The sequence below is a fragment of the Enterobacter sp. SLBN-59 genome, assembly GCF_024807915.1.
GTDB lineage: Bacteria > Pseudomonadota > Gammaproteobacteria > Enterobacterales > Enterobacteriaceae > Enterobacter > Enterobacter asburiae_B.
In genome coordinates this window covers 466,125-489,844 of sequence record NZ_JANUFI010000001.1, presented here as the reverse complement: position 1 = coordinate 489,844, position 23,720 = coordinate 466,125, and the positions used below count along the sequence as shown (strand labels likewise).

General features: G+C 56.0%; 26 protein-coding genes, 1 pseudogene and 1 other annotated feature. Of the genes and pseudogenes, 15 read left to right on the top strand and 12 right to left on the bottom strand.

The genetic code is table 11. From position 1 onward, the window contains the following. Positions 1 to 3: 3 nt before the first annotated feature. The 3 genes from rluB to rnm form a co-directional block, all read right to left on the bottom strand. Positions 4 to 879, bottom strand: coding sequence for a 23S rRNA pseudouridine(2605) synthase RluB (gene rluB, locus M2422_RS02285; protein ID WP_023312076.1), 876 nt, complete (start codon positions 877 to 879; stop codon positions 4 to 6). A 96-nt stretch (positions 880 to 975) separates the two neighbouring features. Continuing rightward, positions 976 to 1,596: an L-threonylcarbamoyladenylate synthase gene (locus M2422_RS02280; protein ID WP_003856793.1), complete on the bottom strand. Its 621-nt coding sequence runs from the start codon at positions 1,594 to 1,596 to the stop codon at positions 976 to 978. After that, on the bottom strand, positions 1,593 to 2,474 hold the full coding sequence (gene rnm / locus M2422_RS02275) for an RNase RNM (RefSeq protein ID WP_032656720.1): 882 nt from the start codon (positions 2,472 to 2,474) through the stop codon (positions 1,593 to 1,595). The genes M2422_RS02280 and rnm overlap by 4 nt, the downstream gene beginning before the upstream one ends. 160 nt (positions 2,475 to 2,634) lie before the next feature. Continuing rightward, positions 2,635 to 2,728 (top strand) — a sequence feature (Trp leader region). A gap of 23 nt (positions 2,729 to 2,751) precedes the next feature. On the opposite strand from rnm, the gene M2422_RS02270 reads away from it, so the two are divergent. The 8 genes from M2422_RS02270 to M2422_RS02235 all read left to right on the top strand — a co-directional run bounded on the left by M2422_RS02270 (position 2,752) and on the right by M2422_RS02235 (position 11,372). Then, positions 2,752 to 4,314, top strand: coding sequence for an anthranilate synthase component 1 (locus tag M2422_RS02270; protein WP_047174183.1), 1,563 nt, complete (start codon positions 2,752 to 2,754; stop codon positions 4,312 to 4,314). Beyond that, on the top strand, positions 4,314 to 5,909 hold the full coding sequence (trpD, locus tag M2422_RS02265) for a bifunctional anthranilate synthase glutamate amidotransferase component TrpG/anthranilate phosphoribosyltransferase TrpD (RefSeq protein ID WP_058841298.1): 1,596 nt from the start codon (positions 4,314 to 4,316) through the stop codon (positions 5,907 to 5,909). Before M2422_RS02270 ends, trpD begins: the two co-directional genes overlap by 1 nt. Before the next feature lie 3 nt (positions 5,910 to 5,912). Beyond that, positions 5,913 to 7,271, top strand: a complete 1,359-nt coding sequence (trpCF, locus tag M2422_RS02260) for a bifunctional indole-3-glycerol-phosphate synthase TrpC/phosphoribosylanthranilate isomerase TrpF (RefSeq protein ID WP_064672652.1) — start codon at positions 5,913 to 5,915, stop codon at positions 7,269 to 7,271. Positions 7,272 to 7,281: 10 nt separating this feature from the next. Beyond that, the gene (gene trpB / locus M2422_RS02255) at positions 7,282 to 8,475 is read left to right on the top strand and encodes a tryptophan synthase subunit beta (RefSeq protein WP_064672653.1); all 1,194 of its coding nucleotides are present in this window, start codon (positions 7,282 to 7,284) and stop codon (positions 8,473 to 8,475) included. Beyond that, a complete protein-coding gene (trpA, locus tag M2422_RS02250; RefSeq protein WP_029740534.1) occupies positions 8,475 to 9,284 on the top strand; it encodes a tryptophan synthase subunit alpha in 810 nt (269 codons plus the stop codon). The genes trpB and trpA overlap by 1 nt, the downstream gene beginning before the upstream one ends. Positions 9,285 to 9,465: 181 nt before the next feature. Beyond that, positions 9,466 to 10,677, top strand: a complete 1,212-nt coding sequence (gene yedE / locus M2422_RS02245; RefSeq protein WP_064672654.1) for a selenium metabolism membrane protein YedE/FdhT — start codon at positions 9,466 to 9,468, stop codon at positions 10,675 to 10,677. Next, positions 10,674 to 10,907 (top strand): sulfurtransferase-like selenium metabolism protein YedF, encoded by a 234-nt coding sequence (gene yedF, locus M2422_RS02240; RefSeq protein WP_003856774.1) that lies wholly within the window; start codon positions 10,674 to 10,676, stop codon positions 10,905 to 10,907. Before yedE ends, yedF begins: the two co-directional genes overlap by 4 nt. Positions 10,908 to 11,033: 126 nt before the next feature. Beyond that, entirely contained in the window at positions 11,034 to 11,372 is a 339-nt protein-coding gene (locus M2422_RS02235) for a hypothetical protein (protein ID WP_071891551.1), read from the top strand. A gap of 46 nt (positions 11,373 to 11,418) precedes the next feature. Here M2422_RS02235 and ompW read toward each other — a convergent pair whose 3' ends face one another. Next, on the bottom strand, positions 11,419 to 12,051 hold the full coding sequence (gene ompW / locus M2422_RS02230; protein ID WP_023312086.1) for an outer membrane protein OmpW: 633 nt from the start codon (positions 12,049 to 12,051) through the stop codon (positions 11,419 to 11,421). Between the two features lie 282 nt (positions 12,052 to 12,333). Between ompW and M2422_RS02225 the strand changes: the two genes are divergently transcribed. The 4 genes from M2422_RS02225 to yciA all read left to right on the top strand — a co-directional run bounded on the left by M2422_RS02225 (position 12,334) and on the right by yciA (position 14,603). Next, entirely contained in the window at positions 12,334 to 12,738 is a 405-nt protein-coding gene (locus M2422_RS02225) for a YkgJ family cysteine cluster protein (protein WP_021240310.1), read from the top strand. A 25-nt stretch (positions 12,739 to 12,763) separates the two neighbouring features. Continuing rightward, the gene (locus tag M2422_RS02220; protein ID WP_064672656.1) at positions 12,764 to 13,507 is read left to right on the top strand and encodes a YciC family protein; all 744 of its coding nucleotides are present in this window, start codon (positions 12,764 to 12,766) and stop codon (positions 13,505 to 13,507) included. Positions 13,508 to 13,563: 56 nt separating this feature from the next. Then, a complete protein-coding gene (locus M2422_RS02215) occupies positions 13,564 to 14,103 on the top strand; it encodes a septation protein A (RefSeq protein ID WP_047647550.1) in 540 nt (179 codons plus the stop codon). A 104-nt stretch (positions 14,104 to 14,207) separates the two neighbouring features. Then, a complete protein-coding gene (yciA, locus tag M2422_RS02210) occupies positions 14,208 to 14,603 on the top strand; it encodes an acyl-CoA thioester hydrolase YciA (RefSeq protein ID WP_008502796.1) in 396 nt (131 codons plus the stop codon). A 39-nt stretch (positions 14,604 to 14,642) separates the two neighbouring features. Here the strand turns inward: yciA and tonB are convergent, their stop codons facing one another. Then, a complete protein-coding gene (gene tonB, locus M2422_RS02205; RefSeq protein WP_058841307.1) occupies positions 14,643 to 15,365 on the bottom strand; it encodes a TonB system transport protein TonB in 723 nt (240 codons plus the stop codon). A gap of 220 nt (positions 15,366 to 15,585) precedes the next feature. On the opposite strand from tonB, the gene M2422_RS02200 reads away from it, so the two are divergent. Next, on the top strand, positions 15,586 to 15,882 hold the full coding sequence (locus M2422_RS02200; RefSeq protein ID WP_023312090.1) for a YciI family protein: 297 nt from the start codon (positions 15,586 to 15,588) through the stop codon (positions 15,880 to 15,882). 41 nt (positions 15,883 to 15,923) lie between these two features. On the opposite strand, the gene M2422_RS02195 is transcribed toward M2422_RS02200, so the two are convergent. The 3 genes and pseudogenes from M2422_RS02195 to M2422_RS02185 form a co-directional block, all read right to left on the bottom strand. Further along, a complete protein-coding gene (locus M2422_RS02195) occupies positions 15,924 to 16,877 on the bottom strand; it encodes a helix-turn-helix domain-containing GNAT family N-acetyltransferase (RefSeq protein ID WP_064672657.1) in 954 nt (317 codons plus the stop codon). Between the two features lie 94 nt (positions 16,878 to 16,971). After that, positions 16,972 to 17,607: pseudogene (leuE, locus tag M2422_RS02190) on the bottom strand (leucine efflux protein LeuE). 109 nt (positions 17,608 to 17,716) lie between these two features. Beyond that, positions 17,717 to 17,890, bottom strand: coding sequence for a YciY family protein (locus M2422_RS02185; RefSeq protein ID WP_086379783.1), 174 nt, complete (start codon positions 17,888 to 17,890; stop codon positions 17,717 to 17,719). 144 nt (positions 17,891 to 18,034) lie between these two features. Here M2422_RS02185 and cls point away from each other — a divergent pair, with 144 nt between their 5' ends. Together cls and M2422_RS02175 are read left to right on the top strand one after the other, a co-directional pair. Beyond that, complete coding sequence (gene cls / locus M2422_RS02180) at positions 18,035 to 19,495, top strand: cardiolipin synthase (RefSeq protein WP_029741729.1); 1,461 nt, start codon at positions 18,035 to 18,037, stop codon at positions 19,493 to 19,495. A 33-nt stretch (positions 19,496 to 19,528) separates the two neighbouring features. Then, complete coding sequence (locus M2422_RS02175) at positions 19,529 to 19,858, top strand: HI1450 family dsDNA-mimic protein (protein WP_006810881.1); 330 nt, start codon at positions 19,529 to 19,531, stop codon at positions 19,856 to 19,858. A gap of 31 nt (positions 19,859 to 19,889) precedes the next feature. Here M2422_RS02175 and M2422_RS02170 read toward each other — a convergent pair whose 3' ends face one another. From M2422_RS02170 to oppC, 4 genes are read right to left on the bottom strand one after another with little or no spacing between them, the layout of a single operon-like run. Next, on the bottom strand, positions 19,890 to 20,759 hold the full coding sequence (locus M2422_RS02170; RefSeq protein ID WP_048975814.1) for an ion transporter: 870 nt from the start codon (positions 20,757 to 20,759) through the stop codon (positions 19,890 to 19,892). 14 nt (positions 20,760 to 20,773) lie between these two features. Beyond that, on the bottom strand, positions 20,774 to 21,778 hold the full coding sequence (oppF, locus tag M2422_RS02165; RefSeq protein ID WP_023312094.1) for a murein tripeptide/oligopeptide ABC transporter ATP-binding protein OppF: 1,005 nt from the start codon (positions 21,776 to 21,778) through the stop codon (positions 20,774 to 20,776). After that, positions 21,775 to 22,788, bottom strand: coding sequence for an ABC transporter ATP-binding protein (locus M2422_RS02160; protein WP_023312095.1), 1,014 nt, complete (start codon positions 22,786 to 22,788; stop codon positions 21,775 to 21,777). Before M2422_RS02160 ends, oppF begins: the two co-directional genes overlap by 4 nt. Positions 22,789 to 22,799: 11 nt before the next feature. Beyond that, a complete protein-coding gene (oppC, locus tag M2422_RS02155) occupies positions 22,800 to 23,708 on the bottom strand; it encodes an oligopeptide ABC transporter permease OppC (RefSeq protein ID WP_023312096.1) in 909 nt (302 codons plus the stop codon). Between the last annotated feature and the right edge of the window lie 12 nt (positions 23,709 to 23,720).

Sequence of the window (23,720 nt, the reverse complement as noted above, 5' to 3'; positions counted from 1 at the left end):
ATATTAACCGTTGTTGTTACGGCTGCCGGAGCGGCGACTGCTGCTCACCTGGCTGTGTCGCTTCACTGCGCGACGGATCTGATTCGCCTTCATGCGACGACGATCTTTTTCCACCGCCACTTTTGAGGTGGTTTCCGGCGTCAGGCCGACCAGCTCGCGCAGGTAGTTGGTTTGGGTCAGATCCAGTTCGGTATAACCCCCGCGCGGCAGACCTTTCGGCAGCAGAATGTCGCCGTAACGGACGCGGATCAAGCGGCTAACCTGCACGCCTACCGCTTCCCAGAGACGACGAACTTCGCGGTTACGGCCTTCGGTCAGGGTCACGTTGTACCACTGGTTAATGCCTTCCCCACCGGTAAATTTGATGGTTTTGAATGCCGCAGGACCGTCTTCCAGCTGAACGCCACGCGACAGATCGCGCAGTTTATTTTCGTCAACCTGGCCAAATACGCGCACCGCGTATTCACGTTCCACTTCACGGCTTGGGTGCATCAGACGGTTTGCCAGTTCACCATCGGTGGTAAACAGCAGCAGACCGCAGGTGTTCACGTCCAGACGGCCGACGGCAATCCAGCGAGCGCCACGCAGTTTAGGCAGACGGTCAAACACCGTCGGACGACCTTCCGGGTCGTTGCGGGTGCACAGCTCGCCTTCCGGCTTGTAGTAAGCCAGTACGCGGCAGATCTGTTCAGCGGACTCTTTAACGGAGATAAGATGACCGTCGATGCGGATCTTCAGCCCCGGTACGATTTCTACGCGGTCACCCAGCGTGGCGATTTTACCGTCCACACTCACGCGGCCCGCTTCAATAATGGCTTCGATTTCACGGCGTGAACCGTGGCCGGCACGCGCCAGCACTTTCTGTAACTTCTCGCTCATTGAGCTTCCTCAGGTGTCGCCTTCACAGGCGTCGAATCAGGTCAAAAGAGGGCTGAGCCCTGCTTTGATGGCCGCGTAGTATATCTGCTTATACCTTTACAAGAAAGGCTTTACGTCACCCACGCCTTCACGAATCACTTCCGGTGCATCTTCGGTTAAGTCGACCACGGTGGTCGGCTGCTGGCCGAGATAGCCGCCGTGAATAATCAGCTCAACCACCTTCTCCAGACGATCTTTGATCTCTTCCGGATCGGACTCGGTAAACTCGCTTCCGGGCAGCATCAGCGAGGTGGAGAGCATCGGCTCGCCGAGGGTTTCCAGCAGCGCCTGCGCAATCGGGTTCGACGGCACGCGCATGCCGATGGTTTTGCGTTTTTCCTGCAGCAGACGACGCGGTACTTCCTTCGTGCCCTTCAGGATGAAGGTGTAGTTACCCGGCGTGTTGTTCTTAATCAGGCGAAACGCCACGTTATCAACATACGCATAGGTCGACAGCTCAGAGAGATCGCGGCACATCAGGGTAAAGTTATGGCCGTCCGGCAGCTGGCGAATACGGCAAATGCGTTCCATTGCCCCTTTATCTTCGATTTTGCAGCCCAGCGCGTAGCCTGAATCGGTCGGGTAGACAATTACGCCGCCTTTGCGGACGATCTCCACGGCCTGGTTGATCAGACGTGGCTGCGGGTTATCCGGATGGATATAGAAAAACTGACTCATACTTCCCTCTCTTCAATTTGCTGCGGCTGTTCCCAGAGCTGCCAGACCGGCTCAACGCCAGCGGGCAACCAGAGCTTGCGCCCCAGTTCGATCCACGCGCAGGGCTGATGGAAATCAGAGCCCTGTGACCCAAGCAGGCCGAACTGGCGGGCATAGGTCGCGAGCTGCGCGCGCTCGTTGGGCGCCTGCTGACACTGGGCGACTTCCATCGCCTCGCCACCGCATTCGGCAAAGTGTGCCAGCAGCCTTTTCAGCCATTTAGCAGAAAGATTATACCGCCCAGGATGGGCCAGCACGGCCTTACCGCCAGAATGATGAATCACATCAATAGCTTGTTTTATTGTACACCACTGTGGCGGAACGTATCCGGTTTTACCGCGCGCCAGATACTTTTTAAAGACGTCCGCCATGGTCGTCGCTTTGCCCGCGTCGACCAGAAAACGGGCGAAATGACCGCGGGTGACCGCCCCGCCGTTCGCCATCTTTTGCGCGCCTTCCAGCGCGCCCGGAATATGCGCCTTTTCCAGACGCTCGCCGATCATCTCTGCGCGCTGGTTGCGGCGCGTTTTTTGTTCTTGCAAAAATGCCGTAAGTGCCGGATGGTCTATATCGATATTCAGGCCAACAATATGAATCTCATGGTTTTCCCAGACGGTCGAGATCTCGACGCCGGACACCAGATTCAGCGCCAGCCCGCTGCGGGCAATCTCGGCGCGCGCCGCCGGAATGGCATCTGTCGTATCGTGATCGGTTATCGCCAGCGTGCCGACGCGCATTTCAACGGCGCGATGAACCAGGGCTTCGGGTGTCAGCAGGCCGTCAGAGGCCTGAGTATGGCTGTGTAAATCATAAATAATGGCGTAGGTGGTATCGCTCAAAGCACTTCCCATAACAGGTTGGAGACATCCGAAAACACCATGATACCGACTTAACGCGAAATTCTGAAATCAAGGGTTGACAACTTGCCATCGAACTAGTTAACTAGTACGCAAGTTCACACGAGAAAGGTATCTGAAAATGACAGCACATTTCACTCTGCGCGGCTGGTGGCGCACTTCCTGATCTTCGGGCAGTGTCACGCGTCTGCGAAATGCAAACAGATACCCGCCCGCTACCCAGCGGGCTTTTTTTTGAACAAAATATGAGAACAACAACATGCAAACAGCCAAACCTCATCTCGAACTGCTGACCTGCGAGGCGGCCTATCGCCACAACCCGACCGCGCTGTTTCATCAGGTGTGCGGGGCTCGTCCGGCAACGCTGCTGCTGGAATCGGCGGATATCGACAGCAAGGACGATCTCAAGAGCCTGCTGCTGGTCGACAGCGCGCTGCGCATTACCGCTTTAGGTGACACCGTCACCATCAAGGCATTGTCAGACAATGGCGCATCGCTGCTGCCGCTGCTGGATGCCGCCCTGCCGTCAGGCATTGAAAATGAACGCCATCCAGAAATGCGCATTCTGCATTTCCCGCCGGTGAGCCAGCTGCTGGACGAAGACGCGCGCCTCTGCTCCCTGTCCGTTTTCGATGCCTTCCGCCTGCTGCAGAATCTGGTCACCGTGCCGGAAGACGAGCGTGAAGCGATGTTCTTCGGCGGGCTGTTTGCTTACGACCTGGTTGCCGGTTTTGAAGATTTGCCGGAAACCGAGCAGGGTAATCGCTGCCCGGACTATTGCTTCTATCTGGCTGAAACCCTGCTGGTGATCGATCACCAGAAGCAATACACCCGCATCCAGGCGAGCCTGTTCACGCCGTCTGCCGCTGAGAAAAACCGTCTCGAGCACCGCATCGCTCAGCTGCAGCAGCAGATGACGGAAGCGCCGCCCGCGCTGCCGGTGCAGCGCGTGGAGAAAATGACCTGCGACGTTAACCAGACTGACGATCAGTACGGCGCCGTGGTTCGCCAGATGCAAAAAGCGATTCGCGCCGGGGAAATTTTCCAGGTCGTGCCGTCACGTCGCTTCTCGCTGCCCTGCCCGTCGCCGCTCGCAGCCTACGACGTGCTGAAAAAGAGTAACCCAAGCCCGTACATGTTTTTCATGCAGGACAACGAATTCACGCTGTTCGGCGCCTCGCCGGAAAGCTCGCTGAAATACGACGCCACCAGCCGTCAGATTGAGATCTACCCGATTGCCGGTACCCGTCCGCGCGGGCGTCGCGCCGATGGCTCGCTGGATCGCGATCTCGACAGCCGTATCGAACTGGAGATGCGTACCGACCACAAAGAACTCTCCGAGCACCTGATGCTGGTTGACCTGGCGCGTAACGATCTGGCACGCATTTGTACTCCCGGCAGCCGCTACGTGGCGGACCTGACCAAAGTCGACCGCTATTCGTTCGTGATGCACCTGGTCTCCCGCGTGGTCGGCGAGCTGCGCCACGATCTCGACGTGCTGCACGCCTACCGCGCCTGCATGAACATGGGCACCCTGAGCGGCGCGCCGAAAGTACGCGCCATGCAGCTGATTGCCGCCGCCGAAGGACGCCGTCGCGGCAGCTACGGCGGCGCGGTGGGTTACTTCACCGCCCACGGCGATCTCGATACCTGCATCGTAATCCGCTCCGCCTACGTTGAAGACGGTATTGCCACCGTTCAGGCGGGTGCCGGGATTGTTCTTGATTCTGTTCCGCAGTCTGAAGCTGACGAAACGCGCAGTAAAGCCCGTGCGGTCCTTCGCGCCATTGCTACCGCACACCATGCACAGGAGATTTTCTGATGGCTGACATTCTGCTGCTCGATAATATCGACTCCTTTACCTATAACCTGGCAGATCAGCTGCGTGCGAATGGCCACAACGTCGTTATCTACCGCAACCACGTTCCGGCGCAGACCCTGATTGACCGTCTGGCCACCATGCAAAACCCGGTGCTGATGCTCTCCCCGGGGCCAGGCGCACCGAGCGAAGCGGGCTGTATGCCGGAGCTGCTGACCCGCATGCGCGGCAAACTGCCGATCGTCGGCATCTGCCTCGGCCATCAGGCGATTGTTGAAGCCTACGGCGGCTACGTTGGCCAGGCGGGTGAGATCCTGCACGGTAAAGCGTCCAGCATTGAACATGACGGCCAGGCGATGTTTGCCGGGCTGCCGAACCCGCTCCCGGTCGCGCGCTATCACTCGCTGGTTGGCAGCAATATTCCCGCCGGGCTGACAATCAACGCCTCGTTTGAAGGTATGGTGATGGCGGTGCGCCACGACGCGGACCGCGTCTGCGGCCTGCAGTTCCACCCGGAATCGATCCTGACCTCCCACGGCGCCCGCCTGCTGGAGCAGACGCTGGACTGGGCGTTACAGAAGCTGGAGCAGACCAATACCCTGCAGCCGATTCTGGAAAAACTGTATCAGGCGCAGACCCTGAGCCAGCAGGAGAGCCATCAGCTCTTCTCCGCCGTGGTTCGCGGCGAGCTGAAGCCTGAACAGCTGGCAGCCGCGCTGGTGAGCATGAAGGTGCGCGGCGAAAGCCCGCAGGAGATCGCCGGTGCCGCTACGGCCCTGCTGGAAAATGCCGCCCCGTTCCCGCGCCCGGACTATCAGTTTGCGGATATCGTCGGTACCGGCGGTGACGGCAGTAACAGCATCAATATCTCCACCGCCAGCGCCTTCGTGGCGGCGGCGTGCGGTTTGAAGGTCGCGAAGCACGGTAACCGCAGCGTTTCCAGCCGGTCAGGTTCTTCCGATCTGCTCGCCGCATTCGGTATTAACCTCGATATGAACGCCGAGCGTTCCCGCGAAGCGCTGGATGACCTGGGCGTCTGCTTCCTGTTTGCGCCGAAGTACCACACCGGTTTCCGCCACGCGATGCCGGTTCGTCAGCAGCTCAAAACCCGCACGCTGTTTAACGTGCTCGGCCCGCTGATCAACCCGGCCCACCCGCCGCTGGCGCTGATTGGCGTTTACAGCCCTGAGCTGGTTCTGCCGATTGCCGAGACGCTGCGCGTGCTGGGCTATCAGCGTGCCGCCGTGGTGCACAGCGGCGGTATGGATGAGGTTTCTCTTCATGCGCCAACGCTGGTGGCCGAACTGCGCGACGGCGAAATCCTGAGCTATCAGCTGGACGCTGCCGACTTCGGCCTTGCGCCATACCATCAGGAAGCGCTGGCAGGCGGTACGCCGGAAGAAAACCGTGACATTCTCACGCGCTTATTACAAGGTAAGGGAGAGGTCGCCCATGAGGCCGCCGTTGCTGCCAACGTCGCCATGCTGATGCGTTTGCACGGTGAGGAAGACCTGAAGGCCAACGTTCAAAAAGTTCTGGATGTACTGCGCTCCGGTGCAGCTTACGATCGCGTTACCGCACTTGCGGCAAGAGGGTAAAGAATGCAGACCGTTTTAGCGAAAATCGTTGCCGATAAGGCCATCTGGGTGGAAGCCCGCAAGCAACAGCAGCCGCTTGCCAGTTTCCAGAATGACGTCGCCCCGAGCAGCCGTCGTTTCTATGACGCCCTGCGGGGTACGCGCACCGCGTTTATTCTTGAGTGCAAAAAAGCGTCCCCGTCCAAAGGCGTTATTCGTGACGATTTCGACCCGGCGCGTATTGCCGGCATTTATAAGCATCATGCTTCAGCCATCTCCGTGCTGACGGATGAGAAATATTTTCAGGGCAGCTTCGATTTTCTGCCGATCGTCAGCGGCATCGCGCCGCAGCCGATCCTGTGCAAAGACTTTATTATCGACCCGTATCAGATCTGGCTGGCGCGTTTTTACCAGGCCGACGCCTGCTTGCTGATGCTCTCGGTGCTCGACGACGAGCACTATCGCCAGCTTTCCGCCGTGGCGCACAGCCTGAATATGGGCGTGCTGACCGAGGTGAGCAACGAAGAGGAGCTGGAGCGCGCGATTGCGCTGGAAGCCAAAGTGGTCGGCATTAACAACCGCGATCTGCGCGACCTGTCCATTGACCTTAACCGTACGCGTCAGCTGGCGCCGCGTCTGGGGTCTGGCGTCACGGTGATCAGCGAGTCCGGCATTAACAGCTACGCCCAGGTGCGCGAGCTGAGCCACTTCGCCAACGGTTTCCTGATTGGCTCCGCCATGATGGAGCATGACGATCTCAATGCGGCCGTGCGTCGCGTGCTGCTGGGTGAAAACAAAGTCTGCGGCTTAACCCGCGAACAGGATGCCCAGGCCGCGTATGAAGCCGGGGCGATTTATGGCGGGCTGATCTTTGTGGACTCCTCTCCTCGCGCGGTCAGCGTAGAACTGGCGCGTAAGGTCATCGCAGCGGCTCCGCTCGGCTACGTGGGCGTTTTCCGCAACGCAGATATTGCAGACGTTGCGGCCAAAGCCGACGCGTTATCCCTGAGCGCGGTGCAGCTCCACGGCGATGAAGACCAGAGCTACATCGATGCCCTGCGCGCCGCGCTGGCACCACAGGTGCAGATCTGGAAAGCGCAAAGCGTTGGCGATACGTTGCCCTCGCGTAACCTGAACCATGTGGATAAATACGTCCTCGATAACGGCCAGGGCGGTACCGGCCAGCGTTTTGACTGGTCGCTGCTGAACGCCGAAAAGCTGGACAACGTCCTGCTGGCGGGCGGATTAAGCCCGGATAACTGCGTAGAAGCCGCTAAAACCGGCTGCGCAGGCCTCGATTTCAATTCAGGCGTAGAGTCCCAACCGGGTATCAAAGATGCCAGCAAGCTGGCCTCGGTTTTTAAAACTCTGCGTGCATATTAAGGAAGAGAAGATGACAACATTACTTAACCCGTATTTTGGTGAGTTCGGCGGGATGTACGTCCCGCAAATCCTGATGCCCGCGCTGCGCCAGCTGGAAGAAGCGTTTGTCAGCGCGCAGAAAGATCCGGCGTTTCAGGCGGAATTTACCGACCTGCTGAAAAATTACGCCGGTCGTCCGACCGCGCTGACCAAATGCCGCAACCTGACGGAAGGCACCAAAACCACGCTGTATCTGAAGCGTGAAGACCTGCTGCACGGCGGCGCGCATAAAACTAACCAGGTGCTGGGCCAGGCGCTGCTCGCGAAGCGTATGGGCAAAACCGAAATCATCGCCGAAACCGGTGCGGGTCAGCACGGCGTGGCCTCTGCGCTTGCCAGCGCCCTGCTCGGTCTGAAATGCCGCATCTATATGGGAGCGAAAGACGTTGAGCGTCAGTCTCCGAACGTCTTCCGTATGCGTCTGATGGGAGCAGAAGTGATCCCGGTGCACAGCGGCTCCGCGACGCTGAAGGATGCCTGTAACGAAGCGCTTCGCGACTGGTCTGGCAGCTATGAAACCGCGCACTATATGCTCGGTACCGCGGCGGGCCCGCACCCGTTCCCGACTATCGTGCGCGAATTCCAGCGCATGATCGGTGAAGAGACCAAAGCGCAGATCCTCGAAAAAGAGGGGCGTCTGCCGGATGCGGTGATCGCCTGCGTTGGCGGCGGATCTAACGCCATCGGCATGTTCGCAGACTTTATCGACGACGCCAGCGTGGGTCTGATTGGCGTCGAGCCAGCCGGGCACGGCATTGAATCGGGTGAACACGGCGCGCCGCTGAAGCATGGCCGCGTGGGGATCTACTTCGGGATGAAATCCCCGATGATGCAAACCGATGAAGGCCAGATTGAAGAGTCTTACTCTATTTCTGCCGGCCTCGACTTCCCGTCCGTCGGGCCGCAGCATGCGTATCTGAACAGCACCGGCCGCGCGGAATATGTCTCCATTACCGATGACGAAGCGCTGGAAGCCTTTAAAACGCTGTGCCGCAGCGAAGGGATCATCCCGGCGCTGGAGTCTTCGCACGCGCTGGCGCACGCGCTGAAAATGATGAAAGAAAACCCGGAAAAAGAACAGCTGCTGGTGGTGAACCTTTCCGGCCGCGGTGACAAAGATATCTTCACCGTTCACGATATTCTGAAAGCACGAGGGGAAATCTGATGGAACGCTACGATAACGTATTTGCAGAGCTGAAATCCCGCCAGGAAGGCGCGTTCGTTCCCTTCGTCACCCTGGGCGATCCGGGCCCGGAACAGTCGCTGAAGATTATCGACACCCTGATTGAGGCCGGTGCCGACGCGCTGGAGCTGGGTATTCCGTTCTCCGATCCGCTGGCGGATGGCCCGACCATCCAGAACGCAACGCTGCGCGCATTTGCTTCGGGCGTAACACCAACCCAGTGCTTCGAGATGCTGGCGGCGATTCGCCAGAAGCACCCGACCATTCCGATTGGCCTGCTGATGTACGCCAACCTGGTGTTCAACCGCGGTATCGATGAGTTTTACGCCGAGTGCGCACGCGTGGGCGTCGACTCCGTTCTGGTGGCAGACGTGCCGGTCGAGGAATCTGCGCCATTCCGTCAGGCGGCCATGCGCCATAACGTCGCCCCGATTTTCATCTGCCCGCCGAACGCCGATGACGCCCTGCTGCGCCAGATTGCCTCTTACGGACGCGGCTATACCTACCTGCTCTCCCGCGCGGGCGTGACCGGTGCCGAGAATAAAGCGGCGTTGCCTCTGCATCATCTGGTGGAGAAGCTGGCCGAGTACCATGCCGCGCCTCCGCTGCAGGGGTTCGGGATTTCATCCCCGGATCAGGTCACCGCAGCGATTGACGCGAAGGCGGCTGGTGCCATCTCCGGCTCCGCGATTGTGAAGATCATCGAGAAGAACGTGGACAAGCCAGAGCAGATGCTGGCCGAGCTGAAAGCGTTTGTGACCGCAATGAAAGCGGCGACGCGTAAAGCCTAACCCCTCCACCGTCTGGCATCCCTGCCAGACGGTTACCCTTTCTTCCCCACCATCAACAAAGGATTACGTCAAAATTGATCCTTTCGATATTTTCGGTATGAATGGCTTTTCAAACTGTCATGTAAGCGTATGATCTGGACTCTTTTTTATCTTTAATCCTTCTGAGTTCAGAGGCTTATTCATGTCATGGCAATACTTCAAACAGACTTACCTGGTTAAGTTCTGGTCACCTGTTCCGGCCGTTATCGCGGCGGGCATTCTCTCTACCTACTATTTCGGCATTACCGGCACCTTCTGGGCCGTGACCGGCGAGTTCACCCGCTGGGGTGGTCAATTGCTGCAGCTCGCTGGCGTGCATACCGAAGAGTGGGGTTACTTTAAACTCATTCATCTGGACGGCACACCGCTTACCCGCATCGACGGGATGATGATCGTCGGCATGTTCGGCGGCTGTTTCGCGGCGGCGCTGTGGGCAAACAACGTTAAGTTACGTATGCCCAAAAGCCGTATTCGTATTATGCAGGCTGTGGTCGGCGGTATCATTGCCGGGTTTGGGGCCCGTCTGGCGATGGGCTGTAACCTTGCCGCTTTCTTTACGGGGATTCCTCAGTTTTCGCTTCACGCCTGGTTCTTTGCTGTCGCCACGGCGATTGGCTCTTACTTTGGTGCCAAATTTACCCTGCTGCCGCTGTTCCGCATTCCGGTGAAAATGACAAAAGTCAGCGCAGCGTCTCCGTTAACCCAAAAGCCCTCTCAGGCGCGTCGCCGTTTCCGCCTCGGTATGCTGGTCTTTTTTGCTATGGTCGCCTGGGCAATGTGCACTGCGATGAACCAGCCCAAACTTGGCCTGGCGATGCTGTTCGGCGTGGGTTTTGGTCTGCTCATTGAACGCGCGCAGATCTGCTTTACCTCCGCGTTTCGCGATATGTGGATCACCGGTCGGACGATGATGGCGAAGGCGATTATCGCCGGGATGGCGGTCAGCGCCATCGGTATCTTCAGCTATGTTCAGCTCGGCGTCGAACCGAAAATCATGTGGGCCGGTCCTAACGCGGTGATTGGCGGCCTGCTGTTCGGCTTCGGGATCGTACTGGCTGGCGGATGCGAAACCGGCTGGATGTACCGCGCCGTTGAAGGTCAGGTGCATTACTGGTGGGTAGGACTGGGAAATGTTATCGGCTCGACGATCCTGGCGTACTTCTGGGACGATCTGTCTCCGGCGCTTGCCACGAGTTGGGACAAGGTCAACCTGCTGAGCACCTTCGGCCCCCTCGGCGGCCTGCTCGTTACCTACGCCCTGCTGCTGGTCGCTTTTTTACTGGTTGTCGCGCAGGAGAAACGCTTCTTCCGTCGTGCGAGTGTTAAAACAGAAACCCAGGAGAATGCTGCATGAAAGAGATCGTGCCCGATTACCGTCTGGATATGGTTGGTGAACCCTGCCCTTATCCGGCTGTTGCCACGCTTGAAGCCCTACCGCAGCTCAAAAAAGGGGAAATTCTGGAAGTGGTCAGCGACTGTCCGCAGTCCATCAACAACATTCCGCTGGATGCGAAAAACCACGGCTACACGGTGCTGGATATCCAGCAGGATGGCCCGACCATTCGCTATTTGATTCAAAAATGATCGCTAAGGGCCTCGCGAGGGGCCTTTATCGCATTGAATTATAAGACATCTTGATCCACGGCAAAAACGCGATCTTTGACTTAAGTAAAATCTCACTTCCCTTTTGAAGGAGGTTTTCGCGGTTTGATGTATTTACGAGCTTTACTGGTTTTCGCCTTATTAATTCCCTTCCATGCGCTGCCCCTGAATTTCTCTTCTACCTTCCTGCGCCTTAATTGTCCGCAAAGAGGACTTGTCGAGGTCATTCTGCACGTTTATGACCATACCCAGGAGCGATGGCACGGTCATTTTGAAACCGGTGCGGGACATAAACGTGCGGGAGATACTGAAATCATCCCGTTTGCCAACGGCGATATTCTTTTTCATTCCCTGTCCAGCGACGCTTTCAGCTATTTATATGATGGGGAAAATATCCTGAGGCACTGCGTAAAGCTTGATGAGCGGCCGGTTTATCCGTCGTTTTGAAGTGAGCAAAGCAAACTGGCCACCCTGTGGCCAGTTTGACGGGGGATCAGAAACGATAACCCGCAGAGAACATAAACACCCACGGATCCAGGCGAGTATTGATACTTTGCTGCTGACCGCCCGCCTTGAAGCGTACGTCCGTATCAATATCCATGTACCAGACCGAGGCGTTAATCAGCCAGTCGCGGTTAATCAGATAGTCCAGACCGACCTGCCCCGCCATACCCCACGAATCTTTCAGGCTGAGGTCAGTCAGACCGGCCTCTTTACCGGTATCGTTAAACTTCTCGTCGAAGAAGGTGGTGTAGTTCACACCGGCGCCAATATAAGGACGCACCTTGCTGCTGGCATCGCCAAAGTACCATTGCGCCATCAGCGTTGGCGGTAAATGGTGAACCGTAGCGATATCACCGGTTGCGCCCAGACCCACGCGATGACGGAACGGCGTTGCAGCCAGAAGCTCAACACCAACGTTTTCCGTCGCCATATAAGTGAACGTTAACCCTAACTGGGTGTTATTACTGACGTTAAAACCGCCCATACCCAGCACGTTATCCGATCCTTCAGTCGGGCGAACCGTAGCCGAACCGGCACGAATAAAGAATTCGCCTGCTTCATGCGCATACGCGCCGCCAGAGAGACTGCTTAATACAAGGGCTGCCACCGCTAATTTTTTCATATCCGCTCCATCGTTGTGGTTTTAATCGCGGATGAGAATATACTCACAAATGAGTAATAAGTGATCTGCTACAGATCACATTAAAACCAGTAACTTAACATTCATTGATCTGGATTAATTTTTTGTTACGCGTCCAAAAGCGATAAGTTGTTTCCATGTCAATTTTTGGCATTTCACGGTTACAAAATTTTCCCTTTTTCCCCTCTTGCTCTTCCTCTGACGGCTGGATAATTTATCGCTCTCACAAGTTGATTTGATGCGTTCTTCTTTTGCAGGTGTGCCATGAGTGATATCAACCCGTGCATGACGTGCGGAGCCTGTTGTGCGTATTTTCGAGTCTCTTTCTACTGGGCCGAAGCCAGCGATGGCGGCGGTACCGTTCCGGTTCATCTTACTGAGCCGTTAACGCCCTTTCTGCGCTGCATGAGCGGCACAAACCAAAAGCAGGCCCGCTGCGTAGCGCTACAGGGTGAGCCAGGGGTCTCTACCCGATGTTCCATTTATGAGGATCGGCCCAGCCCGTGCCGGGAATTTGCCATGTCGGGGGAAGATGGGCAGGTCAACGAAGCCTGCAATCGCGCCCGGGCGCGCGTTGGATTACCGCCGCTTTACAAAGATATGCTTTTCCATACAAGCCTTGATGCTGCCACAGCAGGTGCATCCGGTGTACAATTGCCGGCTAATTAACACCTGCAATACTCAAGGAGAGTGCATGTCTATCACGGCGAAGTCTGTCTACCGTGACACGGGAAACTTTTTCCGCAATCAGTTCATAACCTTTTTACTGATCGCGTTGCTATGTGCCTTTATCACGGTGGTGCTGGGCCATGCCTTCTCACCGAGTGAAGAACAGATTGCCAGCCTGAGCCAGGGCGACCATCTTGCCGGCAGCGTGGGGCTGTTTGAACTGGTGCAAAACATGACGCCGGAGCAGCAGCAGATTCTGCTGCGGGCGTCTGCCGCGTCAACGTTCTCAGGCCTGATTGGTAATGCGGTTCTGGCGGGCGGCGTTTTGCTGATGATTCAGCTGGTCTCGGCGGGTCACCGGGTCAGCGCCTTACGGGCGATTGGTGCGAGTGCGCAAGTCTTACCTAAGCTGTTTATCCTGATCTTTTTAACCACCATGCTGGTGCAAATGGGGATTATGCTGGTCGTGGTGCCGGGCGTATTACTGGCTATCGTGCTCTCATTTGCGCCTGTGATGGTGGTGCAGGATAAGATGGGGATTTTTACCGCGATGCGCAGCAGCATCAGACTGGCATGGGCGAATATGCGTCTGGTGGCTCCCGCCGTGATCGGCTGGCTGCTCGCCAAAACGCTCCTGCTGTTGTTTGCACCGAATTTTGCGGTATTAACGCCCAATGTTGGCGCGGTAGTGGCGAATACGCTGAGCAATCTGATTTCAGCGATACTGCTGGTCTATCTGTTCCGCCTGTATATGTTAATTCGTCAGTAATCCTGAGGCGGGCGGCATCGCTGCCACCCGCCCCGTTCAGAAGATGGAATCACAGAATGAAGCAGTTTCTTGATTTTTTACCGCTCGTGGTCTTTTTTGCTTTTTATAAGCTGTATGACATTTATGCCGCGACCACTGCGCTGATCGTTGCAACGGCTGTTGTTCTGATCTACAGCTGGGTTCGCTATCGTAAAGTCGAAAAGATGGCGCTGATAACGTTCGTCCTGGTCGCCGTGTTCGGCGGGCTTACGCTGTTCTTCCACAATGATGAATTTATTAAGTGGAAAGTAACCGTTATTTACGCGTTGTTTGCGGGCGCATTGTTAATTAGCCAGTGGGTCATGAAAAAGCCGCTGATCCAGCGCATGCTGGGCAAAGAGCTGACGCTGCCTCAGGAAGTCTGGTCCCGTCTGAATATCGCCTGGGCGGTCTTCTTTATTCTCTGTGGTCTTGCCAATATCTATATCGCCTTCTGGCTGCCGCAAAATATATGGGTCAACTTCAAGGTCTTTGGCCTGACCGCGCTGACCCTTATCTTCACGCTGTTAAGCGGCGTATACATCTATCGTCATATGCCCCAGGATGACAACCACTGATTAACGACTGACCAGAACGTCTACGACAGGCGTTCTGGTCTATTCTCTCCGCTGTGAAATCATAGTAGCATCCCGCCTGAAGTCTTCCGTTACGAGTTAAAACAATGACAACAACTAACGCCCCGCAGGGCGAACTGGTTTTACGCACACTGGCAATGCCCGCTGACACCAATGCCAATGGCGATATTTTTGGCGGCTGGCTGATGTCGCAGATGGATATGGGCGGCGCAATTCTGGCAAAAGAGATTGCCCACGGGCGCGTGGTGACTGTGCGAGTGGACGGCATGACCTTCCTGCGCCCGGTTGCGGTGGGAGATGTGGTTTGCTGCTACGCGCGCTGCGTCAAACGCGGCAACACCTCTATTTCAATCAACATCGAAGTATGGGTTAAGAAAGTCTCTTCTGAACCCATTGGACAGCGTTATAAGGCCACTGAAGCGCTGTTTATTTATGTTGCAGTGGATAGCGAGGGAAAACCCCGTCAACTTCCGCAGGCCTGATTGACAGGCAAAAAAAAAGCCTCCATCAGGAGGCTTTTTTTATTCCATCTGCGCCCCGCCGTTCAGGCGGAAAACAATATTCACAATCAGTCCGCTGCCCGGTTTTCCGGCTTCATAGCGCCATCTGCGCATCGCCGATTTCACTTCGCGCTCAAACATATTGGAAGGCTGAGCGGACAAGATTTCCACGTTATCCACGCGGCCATCGGCAGTGACGTCAAATTTAACCCGTACGCGGCCTTCAATACGTAAGGCCTGCGCCCGCGCCGGATACTGAGGCTGGTTGCGACTCAGCGCGCGCGGGCCCGCAGGGGCACTGACTGTCGGCTTAGGCGCGGTTGCGGTGTTATTCATCACCGGACGCGAAGGCGCCGCATTCTCGACCGTCTGGGTCGCACGTGGTTCAACCGGACGTTCCTCGCGTTTCGGACGCTCCTCGACCTTCTTCACCGGTTTTGGCTTCGGCTTAGGTTTTGGCTTCGGTTCAGGCTTGTGGATCACCACCGGCGCTTCCTTCGGTGGCGGCGGAACAGGCTCGGGCTCTGGCTCAGGTTCAGCCACCGGCTGCGGTGGCGGAGGTGCAGCCTGCGGCGGTTCGAGATCCGCTGGCGATACCATCGTCACCGAAATCGGCTGCGCGGGCGCGGGCATTTCAATAACCTGATGAACCGAGGTATACAGCAAACCCGCCACAACAGCACCGTGAATCACGACAGAAAGCAGCGTCGGCCAGGGGAAGCGGCGAGGTAAATCAAGGGTCATCGAAGTCATAATCATCAACGTTAAAAAACCGAACACTGATTTTAAATGCAAATAGCAATCATATTCAATAAGACACTTTGTTCTGGCGCAACTTTAGCGCATGAGAGGCCAAAAAAGGCGCATTCAGATCAGGGTGTTAACATTGTTTTTATTTTACATTGCAGTCGTTTGCCCTTTCACATAACGTAACTGACACTTTTACCGGTTAAGGAGCTTCGCCGTGTTTTACGTGATTTACTCTGAAGATGTTGCTGATTCGCTCGAAAAACGCCAGTCTGTGCGCCCTGCGCATCTGGCACGTTTGCAGCTGCTCCAGGATGAAGGCCGTTTACTGACCGCTGGCCCAATGCCCGCAGTAGACAGCAACGATCCGGGCGCCGCCGGTTTTGCCGGTTCCACCGTGATTGCTGAGTTTGAATCTCAGGAAAGCGCTCAGGCATGGGCTGACGCAGATCCGTATGTTGCCGCAGGTGTGTATGCGAAAGTGACGGTTCGACCGTATAAGAAAGTGTTCTGAAACCAAAGCGGCTCCGAAAGGAGCCTTTTTTATGGTGGAAGTTACGCGTCTCTGCGCCGGGTAAACTGCTGCTCCGTTATAAGGGTTCCCCACTGATCGCCCTCCCACTCTTTAACGAGCGTAAATCCAAACGATTCGTATAAACGCCGTGCGGCGGTCAGCTTATTGAATGTCCAGAGATGCACGGCAGAGAAACCTACGCTGTCGCAAAAGCGCATCGCTTCGGTCAGCAGTTTTTTCCCCACCCCGTGTCCCCGGCAGCCATCGTCGAGAATAAACCAGCGCAGATGGGCTTCACCTGGCGCTAAATCCTCGCCATCTATCGCCACTGACCCCAATATCCTGCCGTTCATCACCGCCAGCCAGATCTGGTTGCATGGCTTATCCAGGCGGTCACTAAATTCCGCAACTCCCGTAGCCACTTTGGCCTCAAAAAAACGGCCAAAATGATGCTCGCGCGCGTAATAGATCCCGTGCATCTCCGCGACACGACCAATCATGCCGGGAATATATCCCTGCACTATCGTGAGCTCGTCGGGGCGCATGTCGCTACCCGTCTCACGGCACGCCAGCAGCGCGTTGGCATAAAGGGAGAGTCCTTCAGAAATGGTCTGCTGCTGCGCAGGAGCCAGACTTTTTATTGCTGAGACCACGCGCTCGTTGCTAAAGGTATTAATTTTACTGACCGTCTCATGACCTTTCGCGGTCAGCCTGAGACTCTTCGCTCTCGCATCTTCAGGTGAAGTCACTTCCTCGAGTTCGCCCGCGGCAATCAGGCGAGCCAGCATCCGGCTGACGCTGGATTTATCCAGGCCCAGCAGCTGCACCAGCTGACTCGCCGTCGTCTCTTTGCGTAGGGCTATTTCGACCAGGGTATGGACGGCAGACGGTGAGTAATTCGTTGAGGCCAGGGTCGAGGCCATAAAACCTAACTCCCGCACCATCAGGCGCGAGGAACGTCGAATAACACTGACTACCGGGGTTTCGCTGTGCATGTTGTGCCCTCATCATTTAGTTGCACTATACAACTAACCGATGAGGGGTTGTCAAACATAATAAAAAAAGCTCCTTCAGGAGCCTTTCAAACCATCAATGCAGCGACGCTAGCCTCGCCGCAAACCCGACAAACAGCAGCCCTATCAGTCCGTTCCCCAGCTTTGCCAGTTTCTTTTTCGTTTTCAGATAACGCGTGACAAACGCGCCTGAGAAGATCAGGAAGCTCATGTACATAAAGCTTATCAACTCCAGCGTCGTCGCGAGGATCAGGAAAGAAGTTCCAGTGCTCTGTGCATTCACGTCAATGAACTGAACGAAGAACGATACGTAGAACAGAATCGCTTTGGGATTGGTCAGGCTTAATACCAGCGAACGTTTCATGATCATACTGGCTGGTTCGGGGCCGCTCTCATTCGCGTTTTTCTGGCGGTTCACCACCGACCAGAGCATTTTGCCGCCCAGCCAGAGCAGATAGAAAGCCCCGAGATAGCGCACGATATTAAACAGTACCGGCGTGGTCTGGATTAATGCCGCGACGCCCGCCCAGGCCAGAAACATCAGCACCGCATCGCCGATAAATACGCCCGTGGCGGCAAGATACCCTTTTTTAACGCCGTGACCGATCCCGGTTTAGAGCACAAACAGGGTATTCGGCCCTGGCACCAGCACGATAAAAAACGCGCCGACAACATACGTCCAGAAATTCAGTACGCCAAACTCCGCAAACACTTCTCCCTCCTTTTGCTAAACACAACAGGAATATCGCTGCAAATACGCTATTCCTAAAAAATCAGACGCTATAAAATCAGCGGGCACCCGTTACGGTGCCCTCATGGTTTCAGATATCCTGGACTGCGAACAGCAACGCATTGCGGTGCCTGGTCAATCCACATTTTCTGATGGCGTGAATACGCATATTGCGGCGGGATTGTGCTTCCAGCCAACGAGCCTTGCGACGACTCACCTGTCGCAACATGCGCCAGCGCCCTACTTCTGTTCTACTGCGCTTCATGTCTACAACTCTTTAACTTACAGAGTCGCCATTATAAACCCAACCCGGCAGCAAACCAGCGCTTTTACCTGGCGTTTTTATTTGCCAGATGAATCCTGATGCGTACACTCATAACAATACGCTTTCAAAAGGATTTTTTTACCTATGACAACCTTCTACACCGTGGTGAGTTGGCTGGTCATTTTGGGATACTGGCTGTTAATCGCGGGTGTGACATTACGCATCCTGATGAAGCGCAGAGCCGTACCCTCTGCCATGGCCTGGCTTCTAATCATTTATATCCTCCCGCTGGTGGGAATTATTGCCTATCTCTCTTTCGGCGAGCTTCATCTGGGTAAACGCCGCGCCGAGCGTGCCCGTGCCATGTGGCCCTCCACCGCGAAGTGGCTGAACGATCTTAAGGCCTGCAAACATATTTTTGCCGAGGAGAACAGCAGCGTCGCCTCCTCACTGTTTAAGCTGTGTGAGCGCCGTCAGGGGATTGGCGGCGTTAAAGGCAATCAACTGCAGCTGCTGACTTCGTCCGACGACGTCATGCAGGCGTTAATCCGCGATATTCAGCTGGCTCGTCATAATATCGAGATGGTTTTTTATATCTGGCAGCCCGGCGGGATGGCTGACCAGGTCGCTGAGTCGCTGATGGCCGCCGCGCGGCGCGGCATTCATTGCCGCCTGATGCTTGATTCCGCGGGTAGCGTGGCATTTTTCCGTAGCCCCTGGGCCGGCATGATGCGTAATGCCGGGATCGAAGTGGTCGAAGCGCTGAAGGTCAATCTCCTTCGCGTGTTTCTGCGTAGGATGGATCTCCGCCAGCATCGCAAAATGATCATGATCGATAACTATATTGCCTACACCGGCAGCATGAATATGGTTGACCCGCGCTTCTTCAAGCAGGACTCAGGAGTAGGTCAATGGGTTGATTTGATGGCGCGAATGGAGGGGCCGATTGCCACCTCGATGGGCATCGTTTATTCCTGCGACTGGGAAATAGAAACCGGCAAGCGTATCCTGCCGCCACCGCCGGACGGCAATATTATGCCGTTTGAAGAGGCCAGCGGTCACACCATTCATACCATTGCTTCAGGGCCGGGCTTCCCGGAGGACTTAATTCATCAGGCGCTGCTGACGGCAACCTACTCGGCGCGTGAATACCTGATCATGACGACGCCCTACTTTGTCCCCAGCGACGACCTCCTGCACGCGATCTGTACCGCCGCGCAGCGCGGTGTCGATGTGAGCATCATTTTGCCTCGCAAAAATGACTCCCTACTGGTGGGCTGGGCCAGCCGGGCATTCTTCAGCGAACTGCTGGCCGCAGGGGTGAAAATTTACCAGTTTGAAGGCGGATTGCTCCACACCAAGAGCGTTCTCGTCGACGGTGAGCTGAGCCTGGTGGGCACGGTCAACCTGGATATGCGCAGCCTGTGGCTTAACTTTGAAATCACGCTGGTCATTGATGATGCCGGCTTTGGCGGCGACCTTGCAGCGGTGCAGGATGATTATATCTCCCGCTCGCGGCTGCTGGATGCCAGACTGTGGGTAAAACGTCCGATGTGGCAGAGAATTGCCGAACGACTGTTTTACTTCTTTAGTCCGTTGCTGTAAAACGTGCCCAACGATGTTAAACAGGTAGTCATCATGGAAATGGATCTGAACAATCGCCTGACCGAAGACGAAACGCTCGAGCAGGCCTATGACATTTTTCTCGAACTGGCGGTTGATAATCTCGATCCCGCAGACGTGATCCTCTTCAATCTGCAGTTCGAAGAGCGCGGCGGCGCTGAATTGTTCGACCCTTCAGAAGACTGGGCTGAGCATGTGGATTTCGACCTGAATCCGGACTTCTTTGCCGAAGTGGTGATTGGGCTGGCCGATGAAGACGGCGGCGAAATTAACGATATTTTCGCCCGCGTCCTGCTCTGTCGCGAGAAAGACCACAAGCTGTGCCATATTCTCTGGCGCGAATAATAAAAAAGGCTGCGATTGCAGCCTTTTTTATTTACTCCGGCAATTCACTGCCGCAGCGGTAACAAAACCGCGCGCTGTGTTCATGTTCGCCCTGCTGGCAATGAGGACACTTGCGCTGCTGCTTGCGGTTCTGGAAGGCGCTGCTCATATGTGTGGTAATAAGTCCCGTCGGGATCGCAATCACCGAATAGCCAATCAAAATCAGCACGGACGCCACGATGCGCCCAAGTGGCGTATGGGGCGTAATATCACCGTAGCCCACGGTGGTGACGGTCACAATAGCCCAGTAGACGGACGCATTGAGCGTCGTAAAGCCATATTTGGGCCCTTCTATTAAATACATCAGCGCGCCAAAAACAATCATGACGATGGCAATAAACGAGTAGAACAAAATAAGCTGATGGCGGGCGCTGACGATCGCACTCCAGAACACGCGTAATGACGGCATAAAACGCAGCAATTTCAGAATACGTAATACCCGAATCACGCGCATCGCGCGCCAGGCAAAGACATAGCTCAGGCTGATCTCCGGCCACAGCCACATGACATAGAGCGGCAGGATGGTGGCTAAATCGATAAATCCCCAGAAGCTGAAAACATATCTGGCCGGGTTGGGCCAGGCTATTACCCGGAGGAGATATTCAGCGGTAAAAACCAGGGTAATCGCCAGCTCAAGCCAGACAAAGATATGCCATTCGTCAAACGTCAGGTGGTATTGCGTCCCGGCACCCGATTCAATAAAGATGACAACCACGCTGAGGAGCGCAAATAAACCGCACAGACCTTCGAAGCGTCGCCCGGAAACCGTTTCAGGATCGAATAAAAAATGATATAGCCGCCGACGGGCTGACGTGAATAAACGCGACACAGTTACCTCGCAAAAAATAAGGGCTGACATCATGTCAGCCCTTGCGATTATAACGGGTCTACTTTCAGGCAGGAAACTGCATGTCGGAAACTGCCTTCCAGAACCGGTCGCGTTTTTGCACATTCCGGCCCGGCCATCGGGCAGCGCGTGCGGAAGACGCAGCCTGACGGTGGGTTAATCGGCGAGGGTAATTCCCCTTCCAGAAGCTGGATGGTTTTATTTTTCTCCAGATCGGGATCGGGGATCGGCACCGCGGACATCAGCGCTCTGGTGTATGGATGCAATGGATTATGGTACACCTCGTCATAGGTGCCCAGCTCCACGGCATGCCCCAGATACATTACCAGCACGCGGTCAGAGATGTGTTTCACCACGGCCAGGTCATGCGCGATGAAGATCAGCGACAGCCCCATTTCGCGCTGCAGCTTCTGCAGCAGGTTAACCACCTGCGCCTGAATGGAGACGTCCAGCGCGGAAACCGGCTCATCGCAGATAATCAGCTTCGGTTCGAGGATCAGCGCACGGGCAATACCAATACGCTGGCACTGACCGCCGGAGAACTCATGCGGATAGCGGTTGATGAGGTTTGGCAACAGGCCGACTTTCATCATCATCGCCTTCACGCGGTCGCGCACTTCCTGACGAGACATCTTCGGATGATAGGTGCGCAGCGGCTCGGCAATAATCTCGCCGATAGTCATGCGCGGGTTTAATGATGCCAGCGGATCCTGGAAAATCATCTGGATATCGCTGCGCACCTCGCGCCACTCGTCGGGTTTCATGCCCAGCAGATCTTTACCCAGCCAGGCCACTTTTCCGTCGGTGGCTTTGACCAGACCGATGATGGCTCGCGCAAAGGTCGATTTACCGCAGCCGGACTCTCCCACCACGCCCAGGGTTTCCCCTTCGTACAGGCGCAGCGTGACGCCGTCCACCGCTTTCAGGGTCTTCGGCGGCTGCCAGAACCACTGTTTGCCGTCTTTGATGTCGAAATGCACTTTAAGATCGGCGATTTCGAGCAGCACGTTGCGTTTTTCATCTAATGCGTTCATACCAGCTCCTCCTGCGGCTTAAAGCAGGCGCGCAGACGGCCTGGTGCAAACTCTTCCAGCGGCGGAGCGCTGTTGCAGATTTCCATCGCGTGCGGGCAGCGCGGCTGGAACGGACAGCCTTTCGGCAGTCGCAGCAGGTTAGGCGGATTGCCCGGAATGGTGAGCAGAGATTCCCCTTCTGCATCAAGACGCGGCACCGCGTTCAGCAGACCAATCGAGTACGGATGGGCTGGCTGATAGAAGACATCGCGCGCTTTGCCGTATTCCATGGTACGACCGGCGTACATCACCAGCACTTTGTCACAGATGCCCGCCACTACGCCCAGGTCGTGGGTGATCATGATAATCGCCGTGTTGAACTCGCGCTTCAGCTCGTTCAACAGGGTCATGATCTGCGCCTGAACGGTAACGTCCAGCGCGGTGGTAGGTTCATCGGCAATCAGCAGCTTTGGCCGGCACAGCAGCGCCATCGCAATCATCACGCGCTGACGCATACCGCCAGAAAACTCGTGCGGGAACATGCGCATACGCTTGCGCGCTTCCGGCATTTTCACCGCATCCAGCATTTTGACCGACTCTTCAAAGGCTTCCGCTTTGCCCAGGCCTTTGTGCAGCATCAGGACTTCCATCAGCTGCTCGCCTACGCGCATATACGGGTTCAGCGAGGTCATGGGATCCTGGAAAATCATCGAGATCTGCTCAGCGCGCAGCTTGTTCAGCTCGTGTTCCGGCAGGTTGAGGATTTCGCGACCGTTGAATTTAGCGGAGCCGCCAATCACGCCGTTAGCAGCCAGCAGGCCCATCAGCGCAAAAGCGGTCTGCGATTTTCCGGAACCGGACTCCCCCACGATCCCCAGCGTTTCGCCCGCGCGCAGGTTGAAGTTGAGATCGTTGACGGCGGTAACATCCCCGTCCGGCGTTTTAAAGGTCACGCGGAGGTCTTTCACATCCAGCAGAAGATTATTCTGCTGTTGCGCCTGTGGCGCAGTGGCCGTTTCAATAATTGTCATGACGGCGCTCCTTAACGGTCTTTCGGGTCGAGGGCATCACGCAGGCCATCGCCGATAAAGTTAAAACAGAACAGGGTAACGACCAGGAAACCCGCCGGATAAAGCAGTAGCCACGGTGAAACTTCCATCGAGTTTGCGCCATCGCTTAGCAGCGCGCCCCAGCTGCTCAGTGGCTCTTGTGTACCCAGACCCAGGAAGCTCAGGAAAGATTCAAACAGGATCATGCTTGGTACCAGCAGTGAGGCATAAACCACCACCACGCCCAGCACGTTAGGAACGATATGGCGAACCACGATATTCCCGGTGGACACACCGCCTACCTGCGCCGCTTCAATAAACTCTTTGCGTTTGAGGCTCAGCGTCTGGCCGCGAACAATACGCGCCATATCCAGCCAGGAAACCATCCCGATAGCTACGAAGATCAGCAGGATATTCTGGCCGAAGAAGGTCACCAGCAGGATGACGAAGAACATGAACGGGAAGGAGTTCAGGATTTCCAGCAGACGCATCATTACCGAGTCTATTTTGCCGCCGAGGTAGCCGGAAAGTGAACCGTAGAGCGTACCCACGATCACCGCGACCAGCGCGGCAGCAATACCGACCATCAGCGAGATACGGCCACCGATAGCGACACGCACCAGCAGATCGCGTCCCGAGGAGTCCGTGCCAAAATAGTGGCCTGATTCCATATCCGGCGCGCTGGACATCATGCCCCAGTCGGTGTCGAAATAGGTAAATTGCGACAGCATCGGTGCCAGGGTCACAAACAGCGCGATGATCACCAGAACAACCAGACTGGCAACCGCTGCACGGTTGTGCATAAAGCGACGGCGCGCGTCCTGCCAGAGGCTACGACCTTCTACTTCCAGTTTTTCACTGAAGTTTTCCAGCGCCTCGCTGTTTTTCTTACTCAACATCATGGCGTGCTCCAG